19 protein-coding genes and 1 tRNA gene are annotated in these 17,821 nt (G+C 74.3%); 12 read left to right on the top strand and 8 right to left on the bottom strand.

What is annotated here, in order from left to right; translation table 11 throughout:
- The first annotated feature begins 46 nt into the window (after window positions 1-46).
- Window positions 47-1,012: a tripartite tricarboxylate transporter substrate binding protein gene (locus H596_RS0103190; RefSeq protein WP_027283671.1), complete on the top strand. Its 966-nt coding sequence runs from the start codon at window positions 47-49 to the stop codon at window positions 1,010-1,012.
- 6 nt (window positions 1,013-1,018) lie between these two features.
- Here the strand turns inward: H596_RS0103190 and moaB are convergent, their stop codons facing one another.
- The 3 genes from moaB to H596_RS0103175 all read right to left on the bottom strand — a co-directional run bounded on the left by moaB (window position 1,019) and on the right by H596_RS0103175 (window position 4,287).
- Window positions 1,019-1,552, bottom strand: coding sequence for a molybdenum cofactor biosynthesis protein B (gene moaB / locus H596_RS0103185; RefSeq protein WP_027283670.1), 534 nt, complete (start codon window positions 1,550-1,552; stop codon window positions 1,019-1,021).
- Between the two features lie 5 nt (window positions 1,553-1,557).
- On the bottom strand, window positions 1,558-3,339 hold the full coding sequence (locus tag H596_RS19835) for a lytic transglycosylase domain-containing protein (RefSeq protein WP_051212290.1): 1,782 nt from the start codon (window positions 3,337-3,339) through the stop codon (window positions 1,558-1,560).
- Between the two features lie 153 nt (window positions 3,340-3,492).
- The gene (locus tag H596_RS0103175) at window positions 3,493-4,287 is read right to left on the bottom strand and encodes a uracil-DNA glycosylase (protein ID WP_027283669.1); all 795 of its coding nucleotides are present in this window, start codon (window positions 4,285-4,287) and stop codon (window positions 3,493-3,495) included.
- Window positions 4,288-4,372: 85 nt separating this feature from the next.
- Between H596_RS0103175 and H596_RS0103170 the strand changes: the two genes are divergently transcribed.
- The 11 genes from H596_RS0103170 (at window position 4,373) to H596_RS19820 (ending at window position 13,300) form a co-directional block, all read left to right on the top strand.
- Window positions 4,373-6,001, top strand: coding sequence for an electron transfer flavoprotein-ubiquinone oxidoreductase (locus H596_RS0103170; protein WP_027283668.1), 1,629 nt, complete (start codon window positions 4,373-4,375; stop codon window positions 5,999-6,001).
- A gap of 7 nt (window positions 6,002-6,008) precedes the next feature.
- A complete protein-coding gene (locus H596_RS0103165; protein WP_027283667.1) occupies window positions 6,009-6,215 on the top strand; it encodes a hypothetical protein in 207 nt (68 codons plus the stop codon).
- The gene (locus tag H596_RS0103160; protein ID WP_027283666.1) at window positions 6,212-6,823 is read left to right on the top strand and encodes a glutathione S-transferase family protein; all 612 of its coding nucleotides are present in this window, start codon (window positions 6,212-6,214) and stop codon (window positions 6,821-6,823) included. The genes H596_RS0103165 and H596_RS0103160 overlap by 4 nt, the downstream gene beginning before the upstream one ends.
- Complete coding sequence (locus tag H596_RS0103155) at window positions 6,820-7,482, top strand: class II aldolase/adducin family protein (protein WP_027283665.1); 663 nt, start codon at window positions 6,820-6,822, stop codon at window positions 7,480-7,482. The genes H596_RS0103160 and H596_RS0103155 overlap by 4 nt, the downstream gene beginning before the upstream one ends.
- A gap of 246 nt (window positions 7,483-7,728) precedes the next feature.
- Window positions 7,729-9,453 (top strand): tetratricopeptide repeat protein, encoded by a 1,725-nt coding sequence (locus H596_RS19830; protein ID WP_037299922.1) that lies wholly within the window; start codon window positions 7,729-7,731, stop codon window positions 9,451-9,453.
- A 7-nt stretch (window positions 9,454-9,460) separates the two neighbouring features.
- Window positions 9,461-10,324 carry a 4-(cytidine 5'-diphospho)-2-C-methyl-D-erythritol kinase gene (locus tag H596_RS0103145; RefSeq protein WP_027283664.1) on the top strand — a complete coding sequence of 288 codons (864 nt, stop codon included), beginning with the start codon at window positions 9,461-9,463 and terminating at the stop codon, window positions 10,322-10,324.
- Between the two features lie 22 nt (window positions 10,325-10,346).
- Window positions 10,347-10,421: transfer RNA gene (locus H596_RS0103140), tRNA-Gln, on the top strand.
- Window positions 10,422-10,442: 21 nt separating this feature from the next.
- Window positions 10,443-10,811 (top strand): heavy metal-binding domain-containing protein, encoded by a 369-nt coding sequence (locus H596_RS19825; RefSeq protein WP_051212289.1) that lies wholly within the window; start codon window positions 10,443-10,445, stop codon window positions 10,809-10,811.
- A 22-nt stretch (window positions 10,812-10,833) separates the two neighbouring features.
- Entirely contained in the window at window positions 10,834-11,379 is a 546-nt protein-coding gene (locus H596_RS0103130; protein ID WP_027283663.1) for a 5-formyltetrahydrofolate cyclo-ligase, read from the top strand.
- Window positions 11,376-12,191 (top strand): TIGR00282 family metallophosphoesterase, encoded by an 816-nt coding sequence (locus H596_RS0103125; protein WP_027283662.1) that lies wholly within the window; start codon window positions 11,376-11,378, stop codon window positions 12,189-12,191. The genes H596_RS0103130 and H596_RS0103125 overlap by 4 nt, the downstream gene beginning before the upstream one ends.
- Window positions 12,192-12,322: 131 nt before the next feature.
- Window positions 12,323-13,300 (top strand): Bug family tripartite tricarboxylate transporter substrate binding protein, encoded by a 978-nt coding sequence (locus H596_RS19820; RefSeq protein ID WP_051212288.1) that lies wholly within the window; start codon window positions 12,323-12,325, stop codon window positions 13,298-13,300.
- Window positions 13,301-13,312: 12 nt separating this feature from the next.
- Here the strand turns inward: H596_RS19820 and H596_RS0103115 are convergent, their stop codons facing one another.
- From H596_RS0103115 to H596_RS0103095, 5 genes are all read right to left on the bottom strand, one after another.
- Complete coding sequence (locus H596_RS0103115) at window positions 13,313-14,614, bottom strand: TRAP transporter large permease (RefSeq protein WP_027283661.1); 1,302 nt, start codon at window positions 14,612-14,614, stop codon at window positions 13,313-13,315.
- 6 nt (window positions 14,615-14,620) lie between these two features.
- Window positions 14,621-15,160, bottom strand: a complete 540-nt coding sequence (locus H596_RS0103110) for a TRAP transporter small permease (protein ID WP_051212287.1) — start codon at window positions 15,158-15,160, stop codon at window positions 14,621-14,623.
- Between the two features lie 6 nt (window positions 15,161-15,166).
- Entirely contained in the window at window positions 15,167-16,165 is a 999-nt protein-coding gene (locus tag H596_RS0103105; RefSeq protein WP_027283659.1) for a TRAP transporter substrate-binding protein, read from the bottom strand.
- Window positions 16,166-16,422: 257 nt separating this feature from the next.
- A complete protein-coding gene (locus H596_RS0103100; protein ID WP_037299817.1) occupies window positions 16,423-17,400 on the bottom strand; it encodes a TRAP transporter substrate-binding protein in 978 nt (325 codons plus the stop codon).
- Window positions 17,401-17,469: 69 nt separating this feature from the next.
- Window positions 17,470-17,736, bottom strand: a complete 267-nt coding sequence (locus H596_RS0103095) for a hypothetical protein (protein ID WP_027283657.1) — start codon at window positions 17,734-17,736, stop codon at window positions 17,470-17,472.
- Window positions 17,737-17,821: the final 85 nt, after the last annotated feature.

Raw genomic sequence — 17,821 nt, 5'->3', positions numbered from 1 at the left:
CCGCGCCGCGCTATGCCTCCCGCAACGACATCGGGAGGAAACAAGGATGCTGACCCGCCGCAGCCTCGGCGCGGGCGCGCTCGCCACGCTCGCCGCCCCCGCCCTCGCGCAATCCTGGCCCGCGGGGCCGGTGCGCCTCGTGGTGCCCTTCCCCCCCGGCGGCAGCGTGGACACGCTGGCGCGGCTGATCCAGCAGCCCATCTCGGCCGAGATCGGCGCGCCGGTGGTGATCGAGAACCGCGGCGGCGCCTCGGGCGCGCTGGGCACGGCCCAGGTGGCCCGCGCCGCGCCGGACGGGCAGACCTTCCTGCTCGTCTTCGACACCCACGCCACCAACCCCACCCTGCAGCCCAACATGGGCTTCGACACGCGGCGGGACCTCGCGCCCATCCTGCTCTTCGGCACCGCGCCGAACATGCTGCTGACGCACCGCAGCCGCCCCTGGCGGACCATGCAGGAGGTGGCGGCCGCCGCCCGCGCCCAGCCGGACCGGCTGAGCTACGGCACCATCGGCAATGGCAGCCTCGCGCATCTGGGCATGGTGCTGGCGCAGCGGGTGGGCGGTTTCTCGCTGACCCATGTGCCCTATCGCGGCGGCGGGCCGCTCGCCACCGCGGCCATGGCGGGCGAGACGGATCTCGTGGCCGCCACGGGCACCATCTTCGTCGAGCATCTGCGCCAGGGCGTGCTGCGGCCGCTGGCCGTGCTGGGCCCGCGCCGCCGCGCCGCCCTGCCCGATGTCCCGACCATGGCCGAGGCCGGGCTGCCCGGGGTGGAGGCCGAGGCCTTCTGGGGCATGCTCGCCCCCGCCAGCACGCCCCAGCCCATCCTCGCGCGCATGGAGGCGGCCGCGCGCAAGGCTACCGAGGTGCCCGAGGTGCGCGAACGGCTGACGACCATCATGGGCATCGAGCTGCGCAACGAGGGGCCCGCGGGTTTCGCCGCCTTCCTCGACCGGCAGATCGAGACCTGGGGCCGCGTGATCCGGGAGAACGACATCCGCCCGGATTGAGCGCCGCTACTTCAGATGCTCCTGCAGCCGCGGCATCAGCTCCACCAGGTTGCAGGGGCGGTGCCGCGCGTCGAGCTGGTAGAGCAGGATGTCGTCCCAGGCGTCCTTCACCGCGCCGGTGCTGCCCGGCAGGGCGAAGAGGTAGGTCCCGCCCGCGACCCCGCCGATGGCGCGGGACTGGATCGTGGAGGTGCCGATCTTCTGGTAGCTCAGCATGCGGAAGAGCTCGCCGAAGCCGGTGATCTCCTTCTCCAGCACGCGGGCGAAGGCCTCGGGCGTCACGTCGCGGCCGGTGATGCCGGTGCCGCCGGTGGTGATGACGCAATCCACCTCGGGGTCCGCGATCCAGCCGCGCAGCTTCGCCTCGATCAGCGCGGCCTCATCCTTCACGATGCCGCGGTCCACCAGGCGATGCCCGGCGGCGGCGATGCGCTCGGCCAGCGCATCCCCCGAGCGGTCGGAAGCGAGGTCTCGCGTGTCGGAGACGGTCAGCAGGGCGATGTTCACCGGCACGAAGGTCCGGCTCGGGTCTATCGGCATGGGCGCTAGTTGAAGCGAACCGGGCGCAGACGCAACATGGCCGTCACCTCCTCCACGTCCGGGAAGCCGGGGAAATAGCCGCTGGCCAGCGCGTCCAGCGAGGGTGCGGGCAGGTTCAGCCGGTTGGCGTAGATCCAGGAGAAGGTCAGCACGCGCTGGACGAAAAGCCGCGTCTCGGCGAGCGGAATGCTCTCGATGAACAGCAGCGGATCCTGCCGGCGCTGCGCCGCCGGCAGCCAGCGCGCCACATTGCCCGGCCCCGCATTGTAGGCGGCGAGCAGGCGGATCAGGTCGCCCTGCACCGCCTCGTGCCGCGCGAGGTAGTGGAGGTAGCGCTGGCCGATCTCCAGCGAGAGCCCCGGCTCGTGCAGCCGCTGCGCCCCGGCGCCGCGCAGCGAGGGATCGCCCGCCACATAGCTCGCGGTCGCGGGCATGATCTGCAGCAGGCCGCGCGCCCCGGCGGGCGAGACGGCCTCGGGGTTGAAGCGGCTTTCCTGCAGGGCGAGCGCGTAGAGCAGGGCGGGGTCCATGCGGAAGCCCTGGGGCGGCAGCAGGGTGGGCAGCGGGAAGCGGGCGTCGTCGCGCCCGCGCAGCTCCTCGGCCGGCAGCGCGCTCGCCACCGCCGCCGCCAGCCCCGTCATGCCGCGCGCCTGCGCGACGGCGAGGATGCCCTGCACCACCGGCGGGTTGTTGCGCGCGCGGCGGTGCAGCAGGCGCAGCTCCGCCTCGGCCCGGGCGTCCTGGCCGATCTGGAGCAGCGCGAGCGCCCGCCAGCCCCCCGCCGTCTCGGCGAGCGCGCCGGCATGGGTGCCGAGCGCCACGTCGCGGTCCCAGGAGAGGCCGGACGGCAGGCCCAGATTGCGCCGGGCGATCATGCCGTAGAAGGTCCGCGGCTCCTGCGCCGCCTGCAGCATCCAGGGCACATACTGGGCGGGGCGGCGGGCGCGCACGGCGGCGCGGGCCGTCCAGTAGGCCGCGGCGGCGCGCAGCGCGGGGGAGGCGCGCTCGCTCTGCGCCGCGCGCTCGAAATGGTGCAGCGCCGGCTCGTAGCGGGCGAGGGCGAAGGCGGCGAGCCCCGCCTGATGCGCCGCCACCGGGTTCAGCCGATCGAGCCGCAGCGCCTCCAGGGCGAGGCGCAGCGCCTCCTCGTCCTGGCCCTGGCGGAACAGCGCCTGCGCCATCTCGGCGCGGAGCTGCGCCCCGTAGGCGGGAGTGACGTTGCGGGCCGCCGCGATCAGGCCGAGCGCCGCATCGACCTGCCCCTCGGAGAGCCGCGCCGCCACGGCGCGGTCGAGGGCGGGCTGGCGCACCAGCGAGGCGCCGCTGGGCGGGCGCTCCTCGGGCAGCAGCTCGGGCAGAGGCTCCAGCGGCTCGCCCGGCGCCGGGGGCGGCGGGGCGGCGGCCCCGCGCGGCAGGCGGCGCAGCAGCGCCTCGTGCATGGCCGGCGCGTCGGGATGGTCCGCGAATTCGGCGAGCCAGGCCTGCAGGGCATGGGGGGTGGGCTCCGCGCCCGGCCGGAGCAGCCGGTCGGCGAGCAGATGGCCGAAGAGGCGCCGGTCCTCCAGCCGCTCGATCTCGCGGTTGGCGCTGGTCAGATCCCCGCGGGCCTGGGCCTCGAAGGCGCGGCGCAGCCGTTGCGCGTCGGTGGGCGCGAGGGGCTGCGGCAGATGGGCCGCGCGCAGCCGTGGGGCGGGGCTGGGGTCAGGGGCACGCTGCGCGAACGCCGGGAGGGTGCCGGCGCCGAGCATCGCCAGGATCGCGGAGGCCGCAAGCGCCTGGCGGGCCATGGGGCGGAACGCACACATAGCACGCGGTGGCTAACAACAGATGAACGCACCGCGCAAGCGATGAATCCGGGACAGCACCGCATGGCTGCCCCGCCCCGTTCCGCTTCAATGCCTTGCGAGCATCCGTCCCGTCTTTTCTACGGCTGGACGGGCTCAGCCGCCGTCCAATTCCCGCCGCAGCAGCAGCAGATCGGCCCAGGCGTCGCGCTTGGAGATGGGGTTGCGCAGCAAATAGGCGGGATGCAGGGTCGGCAGGGCGCGCAATACTTTCCCCGATGGCAAGCTCACGGGATGCCACCGCCCGCGCAGCCGGGTGATGCCCTCGCGCGCCCCCAGCAGCCCCTTGGCGGCCACCCCCCCCGCCAGCACCAGAAGCCGCGGCGCGGCGAGCTGCACGTGCCGCAGCACGAAGGGCAGGAAGAGCGCGATCTCCGCGTCCGTCGGCGTGCGGTTGCCGGGCGGGCGGAAGGGCAGGATGTTGCTGATGTAAAGGTTCTCGGCCCGCGCGAGGCCGATGCTGGCGAACATCCGGTCCAGCAACTGGCCCGAGGCGCCGACGAAGGGCTTGCCCTGGCGGTCCTCCTCCGCGCCCGGGGCCTCGCCGATCACCATCACCGGCGCGCCCGGCACGCCATCGGCGAAGACGAGATGCGTCGCCGTCTCGCGCAGCGGGCTGCCGGTGAAGCGGGCCATGGCCTCGCGCAGCGCCTCCAGGCTCTCGGCGCCCGCGGCCAGCGCCGCGGCCTCCTCCCCCGCCGGGGTGGCGGGGCGCGCCGGGGCGGCGGGGCGGATCAGGGGCGCGGCGGCGGGCGGGCGGGGCGCGGGCGCGGGCGCCTCCGGCGCGGCCAGGCGCCTCTGCGGCGCGGGCAGGATCGCCTCCTCCGCGCCCATCGCGATCTGCCAGGCCAGGGCGGCCCGCAGCGCCTCCGCCTCCGCCTCCGTGCGCATGCTGGACATCTACCGCGCCGCGCCAACTTCCGCGAGGCGGGGCTTCGCGGTAGGGGTGGGGTGCGGGCGTCGGGGAGGGCCGAAGATGGACGAGCAGCGCGAGAGCATGGAGTTCGACGTCCTGATCGTGGGCGGCGGCCCCTCGGGCCTCGCCGCCGCCATCAGGCTGAAGCAGCTCGCCCCCGAGGCCGCGGTCTGCCTGGTCGAGAAGGGCGGGGAGATCGGCGCGCACATCCTCTCCGGCGCGGTGCTCGAGCCGCGCGCGCTGGACGAGCTGCTGCCCGACTGGCGCGAGGACCCGCCGGCGCTGGCCACCCCCGCCGGCGAGGACCGCTTCATGTTCCTCACCGAGACGCGGGCCTTCAGGCTGCCCACGCCGCCGCAGATGCACAATGCGGGGAACTGGATCGTCAGCCTCGGCAATGTGTGCCGCTGGCTGGGGGCGAAGGCCGAGGCGCTGGGCGTGGAGATCTATCCGGGCTTCGCCGCCTCCGAGACGATCGTCGAGGACGGCCAGGTGCGCGGCGTCGTCGCCGGCGTCATGGGCATCGAGAAGGACGGCACGAAGGGCGCGAACTACCAGCCGGGGATGGAGCTGCGCGCCAGCTACACCCTCTTCGCCGAGGGCTGCCGCGGCTCGCTGACCAAGACGCTGTTCGACCGCTTCGCCCTGCGCGCGGAATGCGCGCCGCAGACCTATGGCATCGGCATCAAGGAGCTCTGGGAAATCCCGAAGGAGAAGCACCGCCCCGGGCTGATCTGGCACTCCACGGGCTGGCCGCTCTCCTCCGACACCTATGGCGGCTCCTGGCTCTACATGTTCGGCGAGAACCTGGTGAGCGTGGGCTTCGTGGTGGGGCTCGACTACGCCAATCCCTGGCTCTCGCCCTTCGAGGAGTTCCAGCGCTTCAAGCAGCACCCCGCCGTGCGGCCGATGCTGGAGGGGGGCAAGCGCATCGCCTATGGCGCGCGCGCGCTGAACGAGGGCGGCTTCCAGTCCATCCCGCGCCTCGTCTTCCCCGGCGGGGCGCTGATCGGCGATGCGGCGGGCTTCCTCAACGTGCCCAAGATCAAGGGCACCCACACCGCCATGAAGTCCGGCATGCTGGCGGCCGAGGCGGTGGCGGAGGCGCTCGCGGCCGAGGCGCGCCCGGCGGTGCTGGAGGCCTATCCGCGCCGCCTCGAGGCCTCCTGGGTGTGGGAGGAGCTGCGCGCGGTGCGCAACATCCGCCCCGGCTTCGCGAAGTTCGGCTTCTGGGGCGGCATGCTGAACGCGGCGCTGGAGGCCTATGTGTTCCGCGGCAAGGCGCCCTGGACGCTCGGCCACCACAGCGACCACGACAGGCTGAAGAAGGCCGCCGAGGCGCCGCGCATCGCCTATCCCAAGCCCGATGGCGTGATCAGCTTCGACAGGCTCTCCTCGGTGTTCCTCTCCAACACCAACCACGAGGAGAACCAGCCCGCGCATCTCGTGCTGCGCGACCCGGGCCGCTGGCTGGGCGAGAACTGGGAGAAATACGCGAGCCCCGAGAGCCGCTACTGCCCCGCCGGCGTCTATGAGGCGGTGGGCGTGGAGGAGGGCGCGCCGCGCCTCGTGATCAACGCGCAGAACTGCGTCCACTGCAAGACCTGCGACATCAAGGACCCCACCCAGAACATCGACTGGCGCACGCCCGAGGGCGGCGGCGGGCCGAACTATCCGGGGGGGATGTAGCCCGGCCATGCCGCTGATCTCGCTGCTCCGCCAGGGGATGCTCCTCTCGCTCGGCTGGATCGTCGCGGCGACGTTGCTGCTGCGCCACCACGGCTTCCTCTGGGCGCTGCTCGTGCTCATCCTCTGGGCGGCGCTGCTCGTGCGCTTCCAGCGCTCCACGGTCGAACACGCGCGCGCCATCGCCGCGCTCCGCAAGGACGGCAACAGCCCATGATCCGCCTGCACGGCACGCCGAAATCCCGCACCTTCCGCTGCATCTGGGCCGCCGAGGAGGCGGGGTTCGCCTATGAGATCGTCCCCGTGGACGCGATGCGCGGCGCGAAGACGGCCGAGCACCTGAAGGTGAACCCCAACGGCAAGGTGCCGGCGATGGAGGATGGCGCGCTGGTGCTCTTCGAGAGCCTCGCCATCAACCTCCACCTCGCCGCCAAGGCGGGCCCGCCGCTCATGCCCGCGGGCGACGACGCCTCGCGCGTGCTGCAATGGACGCTCTGGGCCGCCACCGAGGTGGAGCCCGCGGCCATGCAATGGGCCTACAACAGCTATCTCCGCCCCCCCGCCGAGCGCGACCCGGGCCAGGCCGCCGCGGGCAAGGCGGGGCTCGATGCGCGGCTCGACGTGCTGGAGGAGCACCTGAAGGGGCGCGACTTCCTGCTCGGCCCCGCCTTCACCATCGCCGACTGCAACCTCGCGGGCGTGCTCTACGGCGCCTGGGCGAACAAGTACGACTGGGGCGGGCACACGCGGGTGAAGGCCTGGCTCGACCGCTGCCTGAACCGCCCCGCCGCGCTCCGGGCGCGCGCGCTGCGCGAGGCCGCATGACGAGCCTGATCGAGGCCGCCCAGCGCCTCGACCGCCTCGGCTTCATGCCGAGCAAGGCGGGCAACCTCTCCTTCCGCACGGCCAGGGGCTTCACCATCACCCCCTCCGGCCTCGCCTATGACGCGCTGACCGAGGGCGACCTCGTGAAGATGACCATGGAGGGCGAGCCGGCGGGCGGGCGGCGCAAGCCCTCCTCCGAGTGGCGGCTGCACCGCGCCATCTACGCCGCCCGGCCCGAGGCCATGGCGATCGTGCACACCCACAGCCCGCGCGCCACCGCCCTCGCCTGCGCGCGGCGGGACATCCCGCCCTTCCACTACATGATCGCGCTCGCCGGGGGCAGCGACATCCGCTGCGCGCCCTATGCGCTCTTCGGCACCGAGGCGCTGGCCGAGGCCGCGGTGGCGGCGCTGGAGGGGCGGCGGGCCTGCCTGCTCGCCAACCACGGGGTGGTGGCCATCGGCCAGAGCATGCGCGAGGCCGAGACCCTGGCGCGGGAGGTGGAGAACCTCGCGGGCATGTATCTCGACATGCTGGCCGCGCGGGTGGAGCCCGTGCCGCTCTCCGAGGCCGAGCTCGCGGAGGTGCGCGCCCAGTTCGAGGGCTATGGCCGGCGGCTCAGCATCGGCATGGCGCCGCGGCTGCTGGCGCTGCGCTGATGGGGCCGGCGGTCGCGCCGGACGCATCGCGCAGGCCGGGTTGGCGCCACCCGACGCGGCAGGCCGCGCGGGGGCCCGGCGTGGCGGCGGCGTGCCAGACAAGGCCATACCGGCGGCCGCTGGCATGAGGCTGGCCTGAACGCAAGATGAACGTCACTGTTGCGGTTTTGCCGCGCTGTGGCTTTCTGGTCGCTCCCATCGCGGGAAGATGATGCGCCGCGCAACGCCGCTGCTATGCTGCGCCGCATGGCGCAACGCCGCTTTCCCCGCCACCTGGCGATGCTGGCCGCCTCCCTGCTGGCGGCTTGCGCGGCAGGGAGCGGCGGCCTCGCGGACCGCTCCGGCCGGCTGATCCCGGGCGGCGGGCCCGGCGCGTCGGGCGGCAGCGTCTTCGGCCAGTATCTCGTGGGCCGCTTCGCCGCCGAGGAGCAGGACACCGCCGCCGCCGCCGAGAGCCTGCTCGCCGCGCTCCGCGCCGATCCCGACCAGCCGGAGCTGATCCAGCGCGCCTTCATGGCCGCGCTGATGGATGGCCGGGCGGAGGCGCTGCGCCTCGCCCGCCGCCTGCCGGACAATCTCGCCGCGCAGCTCGTCCTCTACGGCTCCGACATCGTGGCCCAGCGCTGGGACCGCGCCGAGCAGCGCGCCCGCGCCCTCTCCCGCCAGGGGCCCGTGCAGGCGCTGCAGCCCGCCCTCATCGCCTGGAGCCTCGCGGGGCGCGGGCAGACGGAGGCGGCGCTCGCCCATCTCCGCCCGCTGGCCGAGCAGGGGCGCTTCCGCGCGCTGAACGCGCTGCACGCGGCGCTGATCGCCGATGCCGCCAACCGCCCGCGCGAGGCCGAGCGCTTCGTCCGCCTCGCCCTGGCCGACCAGCCCGAGCCCACGCTGCGCCTCGCCCTGCTGGCCGCGGGCATCCTGCAGCGCGCCGGCCGCGGCGGGGAGGCGCTGCGCCTGCTCGACCGCATCGGCCAGAGCCACGACGAGCTGGCCCTGGCCGCGCTGGAGCCCGCGCGCGCCGTGGTGCTGGGCCAGCGCGCCATCGCCACCCCGGCCGATGGCGTCGCCGAGGCCTATGTCGCGCTGGGCGCCGCGCTGCGCGGCCAGGGGCTGGAGGAGATGGCCATGCTGCTCGCGCGGCTCGCGCTGCGGCTGCGCCCCGCCTTCGGCCCCGCCCTCTTCCTGCTGGGCGACGCGCTGGCCGAGGCCGAGCAGCTTCCCCAGGCGCTGGAGGCGCTCTCGCGCATCCCACCCGAGGATCCGCTCTTCGGCCCCGCGCAGCTCCGCCGCGCCGGGCTGCTGGACCGGCTCGACCGGCTGCCCGAGGCGGAGCGGCTGCTGGCCGAGGCGGGCCAGCGCCTGGCCAGCCTGCCGCAGCCCCTGGTGCGGCTGGGCGACATCCTGCGCCGGCGGTCGCGCTTCCCCGAGGCGGCGGCGGCCTATGACCAGGCCATCGCGCGGCTCGAGTCCGTGCGCCCGCATGACTGGCCGCTCTTCTACGCGCGCGGCATCGCGCGCGAACGCTCGGGCGACTGGCCGGGGGCGGAGGCGGATTTCCAGCGCGCCCTCGGCCTCTCGCCCGACCAGCCCTATGTGCTGAACTACCTGGCCTACACCTGGGCCGACCGCGGCGAGCGGCTGGAGGAGGCGCGCCAGATGCTGGAGCGCGCCGTGGCGCTGCGCCCGCAGGACGGCAACATCGTGGACAGCCTGGGCTGGGTGCTCTTCCGCATGGGGGACATCGCCGGCGCCATCCAGCAGCTCGAACGCGCGGTGGAGCTGGAGCCGCGCAGCGCCACCATCAACGACCATCTGGGGGACGCCTACTGGGCCGCGGGCCGGCAGAACGAGGCGCGCTTCCAGTGGAGCCGGGCGCTGACCATGGACCCCGAGCCCGACGAGGCCCGGCGCCTGCGCGAGAAGCTGGCCAACGGCCTGCCTGCCTCCGCCCTGCCCGCCGCGCTGCGCCGCTGATCCCGCCATGACCGAGCACGAGGCCGCCCCGGCCAAGGTCAACCTGTTCCTGCACGTCACCGGCCGGCGGGCGGACGGCTACCACCTGCTCGACAGCCTGGCCGTCTTCGGCCCGGCCTGCGACGCGCTGGCGGCCGAGCCCGCCCCCGCCCTCACCCTGGCGCTGGACGGCCCGCAGGGCGCGGCCCTGGCGGGTGAGCCCGACAACCTCGTGCTGCGCGCCGCCCGGGCGCTGGCCGCGCGGGCCGGTGTGGCGGGCGGGGCGGCGCTGCGGCTGACGAAGCGCCTGCCCGTGGCCTCGGGCATCGGCGGCGGCTCGGCCGATGCGGCGGCCGCGCTGCGGCTGCTCAACCGCCTCTGGGGCGCGGGGCTCGACGAGGCGGCGCTGATGGCGCTGGCCGCGCCGCTCGGGGCCGACATCCCGGTCTGCGTGCCCTCGCGCCCCGCGCGCATGCAGGGGGTGGGCGAGCGGCTGCTGCCCGCCCCGCGCCTGCCGCCCTGCGGGCTGCTGCTGGTCAATCCCGGCCTGCCGCTGGCCACGCCGGCCGTGTTCCGCGCCCGCGCCGCCTCCGGCGCCGGCTTCTCGCCCGAGGCCGCCCTGCCCGCCGCCTGGGCGAGCGCCGAGGCCATGGCGGCGGATCTCGCGCGGCTCGGCAATGATCTGGAGGCGCCCGCCCTCGCCCTCTGCCCGCCCATCGGCGAGGTGCTGGCGGCGCTGCGCGCCCTGCCCCGCGTGCTGCTCGCGCGGATGAGCGGCTCGGGCGCCACCTGCTTCGCCCTCTTCGCCACCCCCGCCGCGGCCGAGGCCGCCGCCGCGCTTCTGCCCGCCGCCTGGTGGCGGGCCGGCGGGGGTCTTTACGCGCCCGGCTGAGCCTCGCTACACCGCGCCCGGCTGGGGCGTCGCCAAGCGGTAAGGCAGCGGTTTTTGGTACCGCCATTCCCAGGTTCGAATCCTGGCGCCCCAACCAGCCCGAGCGGAGCCCCGCCCCATGCTCTACGCCACCACCTCCACCATCCAGGGCCGCGAGGTCGAGGCCTATCTCGGCGTCGTCTTCGGCGATGCGGTGCTGGGCGTGAACCTGTTCAAGGATCTGCTCGGCGGGCTGCGCGACATCGTGGGCGGCCGCTCCGGCACCTATGAGCGCGAGCTCGGCGCGGCGCGCGACACGGCGATGACCAACCTCACCCAGCAGGCCCAGGCGCTGGGGGCGGACGCCATCCTCGGCATCGACATCGACTACGAGGTGCTGGGTTCGAACAACGGCATGCTGATGGTCACCGCCTCGGGCACCGCCGTGCGCCTCAAGCCGCTGCCGGCCGATCCGGGCGCGAGCCCCTGGACGCGGCCCGGCGCGTGAGCGCCCGGGCGGCGCTCCGCGCGTGATCGAGGCCGAGAAGGCCGCGCTGCGCCGCGAGGCGCTGGCCCGACGCGAGGCTTGCGACCCCGCGCTCGGCGCGCGGCTGGCCGAGGTGGTCCTGCGCGAGGCCCCGCCCCCGCCCGGTGCGCTGGTGGCCGGCTTCTGGCCCATGGGGCGCGAGATCGACACGCGCCCGCTGCTGCTCGCCCTGCACGCGCGCGGCCATCGCCTGGCCCTGCCCGTCACCCCGCCGCGGGGCCAGCCCCTCGCCTTCCGCGCCTGGGCGCCGGGCGAGCCCCTCGCCCCCGCCCGCTTCGGCACGCTGGCGCCCGCCTCGGGCGAGCCCGTCGCGCCGGATTTCCTGCTCGTGCCGCTCCTCGCCTTCGACCGGACGGGGGCGCGGCTCGGCTATGGCGGCGGCTATTACGACCGCACCCTGGCCGAACTGCCGCTTGCCGGGCGGCTCGGCCTCGCCTACGCGGCGCAGGAGGTGGCGCGGGTGCCGGCCGGGCCGTTCGACGTGCGGCTGCCGGCGATCGCGACGGAGCTTGGGGTCATCCGCATTTGAGAATCCTCTTCCTCGGCGATGTCGTCGGCCGCGCGGGGCGCGAGGCGCTCTGCCGCGAGCTGCCCGGCCTGCGCACGCGCCTTGCGCTCGACCTCGTGGTGGTGAACGGCGAGAACGCCTCGCACGGCTTCGGCCTCGCGCCCGAGATGGCGCGCGCCTTCCTCGCCGCGGGGGCGGATGTGATCACCCTCGGCAACCACGCCTGGGACCGCAAGGAGATCATCCCCTACCTCGAGGAGGAGCGGCGGGTGATCCGCCCCATCAACTTCCCGCCCGGCACGCCGGGCCAGGGGGCGGTGGTGGTGGAGGTGCCGGGCAACCGCCGCGCGCTGGTGATCAACGCCATGGGCCGGCTGTTCATGGAGGCGCTGGACGACCCCTTCCGCGCCGTGCAGGCGGAGCTGGCGAAGCACCGCCTCGGCCAGACCATCCACGCCGCCCTCATCGACCTGCACGCCGAGGCGACCAGCGAGAAGCAGGCCTTCGCGCACTCCTTCGATGGCCTGGCGAGCCTCGTCATCGGCACCCACACCCATGTGCCCACGGCGGACCATCAGATCCTGCCCGGCGGCACCGCCTATCAGAGCGACGCCGGCATGTGCGGCGACTACGACAGCGTGATCGGCATGCAGAAGGGCGGGGCGGCGCTGCGCTTCTGGCGCAAGATGCCCGGCGAGCGCCTGGCGCCGGCCGAGGGCGAGGCCACGCTCTGCGGGCTTTTCGTCGAGACGCAGGACGCGACGGGGATGGCGCGGCGCGTCGCGCCGCTGCGGCTGGGCGGCCGGCTCTCCCAGGCGATGCCGGAGGGGTGACCGGCGCGCCCTCTCCATGGGCAGGCCCCGCGCCCCGCTGGCGAGAGGCTGGGCAGGTCACGCGCAGCCAGGCGCCTTGGCCCGCGCGCGGGGGCTGGATTCGCCCGGCGCGCGGCGCGATGCCCGGGGGCATGACGACACGCCGCTCCCTCCTCTCGCTGCCGCTGCTCGCGGCCCCCGCCCTTGCGCCCGGGCTCGCTTCCGCCCAGGCCGCCTGGCCCAACCGGCCGGTGCGCATCATCATCCCCTTCACGCCCGGCGGCGCCTCGGACCTCATCATGCGCCCGGTGGCGGAGCGGCTGGAGCGCCTCCTCGGCCAGCCCTTCGTGATCGACAACCGCGCGGGCGGCGGCGGCGCGGTGGGGCTGACGGCGGCGGCGAACGAGCGGCCCGACGGCTACTCGCTGCTGCTGACCACGCCGGGCCCGCTCATCCTGCTGCCGCAGATGCAGACGGGCCTCGCCTACAGCGCGGCGCGCAGCTTCAGCTACATCGCGCTGATGGGCGGCGCGCCCATCCTCTGCGCCGTGGCGGGCAACAGCCCCATCCGCTCCCTGCAGGACTATGCCGCGGCGGCGCGCCGCGCGCCGGAGGCGGTGAGCTTCGGCTCCTCCGGCATCGGCTCCATGGGCCATCTGACGGGGGTTCTGTTCGGCATTCAGGCGGGCGCGCAGCTTCTGCACGCGCCCTTCCGCGGCGCGCCCGAGGCGCAGCAGGCCGTGCTGGGCGGCACCACCACCTCGCTGTGGGACACGGCGGCGGCCAATGTGGGCGCGGTGCGCTCGGGCACTCTGCGCGGCCTCTGCGTCTCCTCGCCCGAGCGCGCGGCCATCCTGCCCGATGTGCCGACGGCGCGGGAGGCGGGCTTCGCCAACGTCGTCAGCCTCAACTGGTTCATGCTCTGCGGGCCGGCGGGGCTGCCGGCCGCGATCTCGGCGCGGCTGGCCGAGGCGGTGCGCGCCATCCTGGCCGAGCCGGGGATCCGCGAGCGGCTCGACCAGGCCGCCTTCGTCCGCACCGAGGAGGTGGCGCAGGAGCGCCTCGCCGCCTGGGTGGAGGCGGAGCAGACGCGCTGGACGCCGGTGATCCGCGCCTCCGGGGCGGGGTGAGGCGCTGGGGCGCTACCGCCCCAGCACCAGGTCCGGCAGGAAGGTGACGATCGCCGGGAAGAGGGTGATCAGCACCACCGCCACCAGCAGCATCAGGAAGAAGGGCAGCGCGGCGAGCGCGATCTCCGTCTGTTCGCGCCCCGTCATGCTCTGCATCACGAAGAGGTTGAAGCCCACCGGCGGCGTCACCTGCCCGATCTCGACGAGCAGGATGATGAAGATGCCGAACCAGACGAGGTCGAACCCCGCCTGCTGCACCATGGGCACCACCACGCTGGTGGTGAGCACGATCATGGACACGCCGTCGAGCGAGGTGCCGAGCAGGATATAGACCAGCGCGAGGATGGCGATGATCGCATAGGGCCCGAGCCCCGCGGCCGAGACCGCCTCCGCCAGCGCCGCCGGGATGCCGGTCAGCGCCATCGCCTTGGTCAGGAAGGCCGCCCCGGCGATGATGAACATGATCATGCAGGAGAGCCGCGTGGCCCCGGCGAGGCTCTCGATGAAGCTGCGCCAGGAAAGACCGCCCGTGGCGGCGGCCAGCACCAGGCTGCCCAGCACGCCGCAGGCCGCGGCCTCGGTGGCGGTGGCGATGCCGAACAGCATGGAGCCGATCACGGCGAGGATGAGCAGCACGCAGGGGATGAGCTGCGCGGATTCCCGCAGCTTGGCGAGGAAGCCCATGCGCGGGTCGGCCGGCGGCTGGCGGCCCGGCGTCAGCTTCGCCCAGATCATGATGTAGAGGCTGAACAGCGCGACGACGAGGAAGCCCGGCAGGAAGCCCGCGATGAAGATCCGCACGATGGAGACCTCGGCCGCCACCGCATAGACCACCATGATGATGGAGGGCGGAAACAGCAGCCCCAGCGTGCCCGCCGTGGCCAGGCTGCCGATCGCCACGCGCTGGTCATAGCCGCGCTTCTGCAGCTCGGGCAGGGCGATCTTGCTCACGGTCGCGCAGGTGGCCGCGCTCGATCCGCTCACGCAGCCGAACAGGCCGCAGGCGAAGATGTTCACGTGCAGCAGCCGCCCCGGCAGCCGCCGCACCCAGGGCGCGATGCCGCCGAACAGCTCGTTGGAGAGCCGCGTGCGGAACAGGATTTCGCCCATCCAGATGAACATGGGCAGCGCCGCCAGCGTCCAGGAGGCGGAGCTCTCCCAGAAGGCGGTGGCGAGGAAGAGGCCCGGCTGCGGGTGCACGAGGCTCATCGCCACCCATCCCGCGCCGGTGAGCGCGAGCGCGACCCACAGCCCCGCGCCCAGCATGAGCACGAGCAGGCCGAGCAGCAGCAGCGCCGTTTCCAGAAGCCCCATGGCGGTTCAGCCCGAGAAGTCGTGGTTGGCCGCGCGCGCCTCGGCCGCGCGCTGATAGGGCGGCTTCGCCCCGCGCAGCACCTGCACCCAGCAGTCGAGCACCGCCACCAGCAGGATGCCCACGCCGAGCGGGATGGAGAGCTTCGGGATCCAGAGCGGGAAGGGCACGGTGCCCTGCGCCACCTCCTCGATCTCGCGCGAGAACATCGCATCCGCCCAGCTATGGAACAGGATGGTGCCCACCAGCAGCGCCGCGAGGGAGAGCACGGCGAGTTCCAGCCAGCGGCGCGCGGCGGGGGGGATGTTCTCGACGAGAAGCCCCACCCGGATCAGCTCGCCGCGCGTGAAGGTCCAGGCCAGCGCGAGAAAGGCGGCGGCGACGCAGAGATAGGCCACCACGTCGTCCGCCCCGTGCAGCGGCACGCCGAACTGGCGCAGCAGCACCTGCGCCATCATCACCGCGAAGATGCCGAAGACGGCGAGGGCCGCGAGCGCGCCGGCCGCGACGTAGAGCCCATCCAGCGCGCGGCGCAGCACCCCCGCCATGCGCCCTCAGCCGCGCGCCGTGCGGATGGCCTGGATCACGCGCTGGCCGTCCTCGCCGGCGCGGGAGAGCCACTCGTTCACCATCTGCTCGCTGATCCGGGCCATGCCCTCCATCACCGTGGGGTTGCCCTGGGTGACGGTCATGCCGCGGCTGCGCAGCGTCTGCATCGCCGCCTCGTGGCTTTCCTCGCTCATGCGCCAGCCGCGCGTCTCGGCCGCCGCGGCGGCGGCGCGCAGCGCCTGCTGGTCGGCAGGCGAGAGGGCCTCCAGCGCGCGGCGGTTCACGAAGACCGCGTTGCGCGTGAAGGTGAAGCCCACATGGGTGTAGTGGCGCACGAAGTCCCAGGCGCTGCTGTCCACGCCCGTCACGGCGCTGGTCACCATCGCGTTCACCACGCCGGTGGCGAAGGCCTGCGGGATTTCCGCCGCCTGCACCAGGGTGGGCGTGGCGCCGACCAGGGTGGCGAAGCGGTTGGTCATCACGTTGAAGGTGCGGAAGCGCGTGCCGCGCAGCCCCTCCAGGCTCTCGAGCGGCGCGTTGGTGTAGAAGCCCGAGGGCGGCCAGGGCACCATGTAGAGCAGCGAGAGGCCCTGGCGCTGGAAGCGCGCCTCGATGAAGGGCCGCGCCACCTCCATCAGCCGCCGCGCCTCGGCGAAGGTGGTGACGAGCTGCGGGATGCCGTCCACCTCGAAGAAGGGATCCTCGTTGCCGTAGGCGGAGAGCAGGATTTCGCCCATCTGCACCTGCCCGCGCTGCACGCCCGCCTTGATCTGCGGCATGGGCAGCAGCGAGGCGTTGGAGTGGAGCTGCACGCTCACCCGCCCGCCCGTGGCGGCGTTCACCTCCTCGAGGAAGACGCGGATGTTGCGCGTGTGGAAGTTCCCGTCCGGATAGGGGGTGGCCATCTGCCAGCGCTGCTGCGCGCGGCCAGGGCGGGCATCGAGGGCGGCGAGCAGCGGCGCGGAGGCGCCGGCCGCGAGCAGGGTGCGGCGGGTGGTGGTCATGGTGAAGCCTCTCCCGTTCGGGTTCTTGCGTGGGACCGATCATCGGGCCGGGCGCGCGGGGCTGGCAAGCCCGGTGCGGGCGCGGACGGCCCGGGGCGCGCGCGCCCTGCCCGCCCGCGCGGCAGCGCGCCTCATACCAGCGGCCGCTGATGTCGACTCCCGAGGGGCCGGTGCGGCCGCTGGTATGCCTTTGTTTTGGCGCGCAGCCGCCACACCAACCCTGCGCGCGATACGGCCGGCATGTCATGCCGGCCGTATCAGCCCTGGGCGCGATAGGCGGCGAGCAGGCGCCGCCCCTCCTCGCCCGCGCGCTGCAGCCAGTCCTCGGTGAGCACGCGCGAGGGCTCGCGCAGCCCCGCGATCAGCTCCGGCGTCGGCTCCAGCACCTGCATCCCGCGCTCGCGCATGCGCGAGACGGCCTGGGCGTGCGCCTCCTCGGCCAGCGCCCAGCCGCGCTCGGCGGCGCGCGCGGCGGCGGCCGAGAGCGCCTCGCGCTGCGCGGGCGGCAGCGCGGCCAGCGCCCGGGCATTGGCGAAGACCGCGTTGTTGGAGGTGGCGACGTTGAGCAGCGTGAACACCCGGCTCACGTCCCAGGCGGCGGTGTCGGCCGCCACGGGGGCGGTGGTGAGCTGCGCCTGCACCATGCCGGTGGCGAAGGCCTGCGGCACCTCGGGCGCGGGCACGAGCACGCCGTTCGCGCCCATCAGCGCGGCGAAGCGCGTCGAGATGGCGGAATAGGTGCGCAGCCTGAGGCCGCGGAACGCCTCGGGGTTGGGCAGGGGCGCCTGGCTCGCGATGCCCACGAAGGGCCAGGGCGCGAGGTAGAGCAGCTCCATCCCCTGCCGGCGCAGCCGCTCGGCGATGGCGGGCTGGCGCACGCGCATCAGCCGCCGCGCATCCTCCATGGAGGTGACGATGCCCGGCACCTGGTCGAGGTCGAAGACCGGGTCCTCGTTCGCGTAGGCGGTGAGGAGGATTTCGCCGATCTGCACCTGGCCCTGCTGCACGCCGCGCTTGATCTGCGGCTGCGGCAGCAGGCTGCCATTGGCGTGGAGCTGCACCTCGAGCGCGCCGCCCGTCGCCTCGCGCAGCTCGGCCAGGAACTGGCGCAGGTTGCGGGTGTGGTAGTTGCCCTCGGCGAAGCCGCTCGCGGCCTGCCAGCGCGGCTGCGCGGCGGCGGTCGCCGAAAGGCCTGCGGCGGGAAGCGCGGCCAGCGCCGCGCGGCGGGTGATCATGGGCGTTCCTCCTTGCCGTGGCCGGCCAGGATTCGCCCGCCGGGCCGCGCTGGCAAGTGGCCGCCGGTGTCAGAGCGGGTAGTCGCGCTCCGGCTCCACCCCCGCGGCCGCGAGGAGCTTGCGCAGCTTCACCACCTCCTCGCCGGCCAGCGAGTGTTCGCCGAAGTGGAAGCTGTGCTGCTCGCCGCCCAGCTTCACGACGACGCCGCCATGGCCCGTGTGGCGCATCTCGGCCCCCAGCTCCTCCAGCACATGCTCGACGGCCTTGGGGTCGAGGTTGTGGTTGAGCGGATGCGCGAAGATCGCGTGCAGGACCTTGCGGTGGCGATGGTTCATGCCGGCACTCCCTCTGTGTTGGCTGCCCGCACTCCAGCACGCGGGCGGGGGCGCGTCCTTGCGGCAGCGCAATACCCGGGGCGGC

The organism is Rubritepida flocculans DSM 14296 (assembly GCF_000425365.1).
Lineage (GTDB): Bacteria > Pseudomonadota > Alphaproteobacteria > Acetobacterales > Acetobacteraceae > Roseococcus > Roseococcus flocculans.
Note: the sequence above shows the minus strand (reverse complement) of the source record. Positions and strands in the feature narration are given on the sequence as shown.

Coding starts and splice junctions, on each gene's coding strand:
- H596_RS0103145 (WP_027283664.1), top strand. CDS start 9,461: ATGACCGAGCACGAGGCCGCCCCGGCCAAGGTCAACCTGTTCCTGCAC.
- H596_RS0103105 (WP_027283659.1), bottom strand. CDS start 16,165: ATGACCACCACCCGCCGCACCCTGCTCGCGGCCGGCGCCTCCGCGCCG.
- H596_RS0103190 (WP_027283671.1), top strand. CDS start 47: ATGCTGACCCGCCGCAGCCTCGGCGCGGGCGCGCTCGCCACGCTCGCC.
- H596_RS0103115 (WP_027283661.1), bottom strand. CDS start 14,614: ATGGGGCTTCTGGAAACGGCGCTGCTGCTGCTCGGCCTGCTCGTGCTC.
- H596_RS0103155 (WP_027283665.1), top strand. CDS start 6,820: ATGACGAGCCTGATCGAGGCCGCCCAGCGCCTCGACCGCCTCGGCTTC.
- H596_RS0103170 (WP_027283668.1), top strand. CDS start 4,373: ATGGACGAGCAGCGCGAGAGCATGGAGTTCGACGTCCTGATCGTGGGC.
- H596_RS19820 (WP_051212288.1), top strand. CDS start 12,323: ATGACGACACGCCGCTCCCTCCTCTCGCTGCCGCTGCTCGCGGCCCCC.
- H596_RS19835 (WP_051212290.1), bottom strand. CDS start 3,339: ATGGCCCGCCAGGCGCTTGCGGCCTCCGCGATCCTGGCGATGCTCGGC.
- H596_RS0103160 (WP_027283666.1), top strand. CDS start 6,212: ATGATCCGCCTGCACGGCACGCCGAAATCCCGCACCTTCCGCTGCATC.
- H596_RS0103100 (WP_037299817.1), bottom strand. CDS start 17,400: ATGATCACCCGCCGCGCGGCGCTGGCCGCGCTTCCCGCCGCAGGCCTT.
- H596_RS19830 (WP_037299922.1), top strand. CDS start 7,729: ATGGCGCAACGCCGCTTTCCCCGCCACCTGGCGATGCTGGCCGCCTCC.
- moaB (WP_027283670.1), bottom strand. CDS start 1,552: ATGCCGATAGACCCGAGCCGGACCTTCGTGCCGGTGAACATCGCCCTG.
- H596_RS19825 (WP_051212289.1), top strand. CDS start 10,443: ATGCTCTACGCCACCACCTCCACCATCCAGGGCCGCGAGGTCGAGGCC.
- H596_RS0103095 (WP_027283657.1), bottom strand. CDS start 17,736: ATGAACCATCGCCACCGCAAGGTCCTGCACGCGATCTTCGCGCATCCG.
- H596_RS0103175 (WP_027283669.1), bottom strand. CDS start 4,287: ATGCGCACGGAGGCGGAGGCGGAGGCGCTGCGGGCCGCCCTGGCCTGG.
- H596_RS0103110 (WP_051212287.1), bottom strand. CDS start 15,160: ATGGCGGGGGTGCTGCGCCGCGCGCTGGATGGGCTCTACGTCGCGGCC.
- H596_RS0103165 (WP_027283667.1), top strand. CDS start 6,009: ATGCCGCTGATCTCGCTGCTCCGCCAGGGGATGCTCCTCTCGCTCGGC.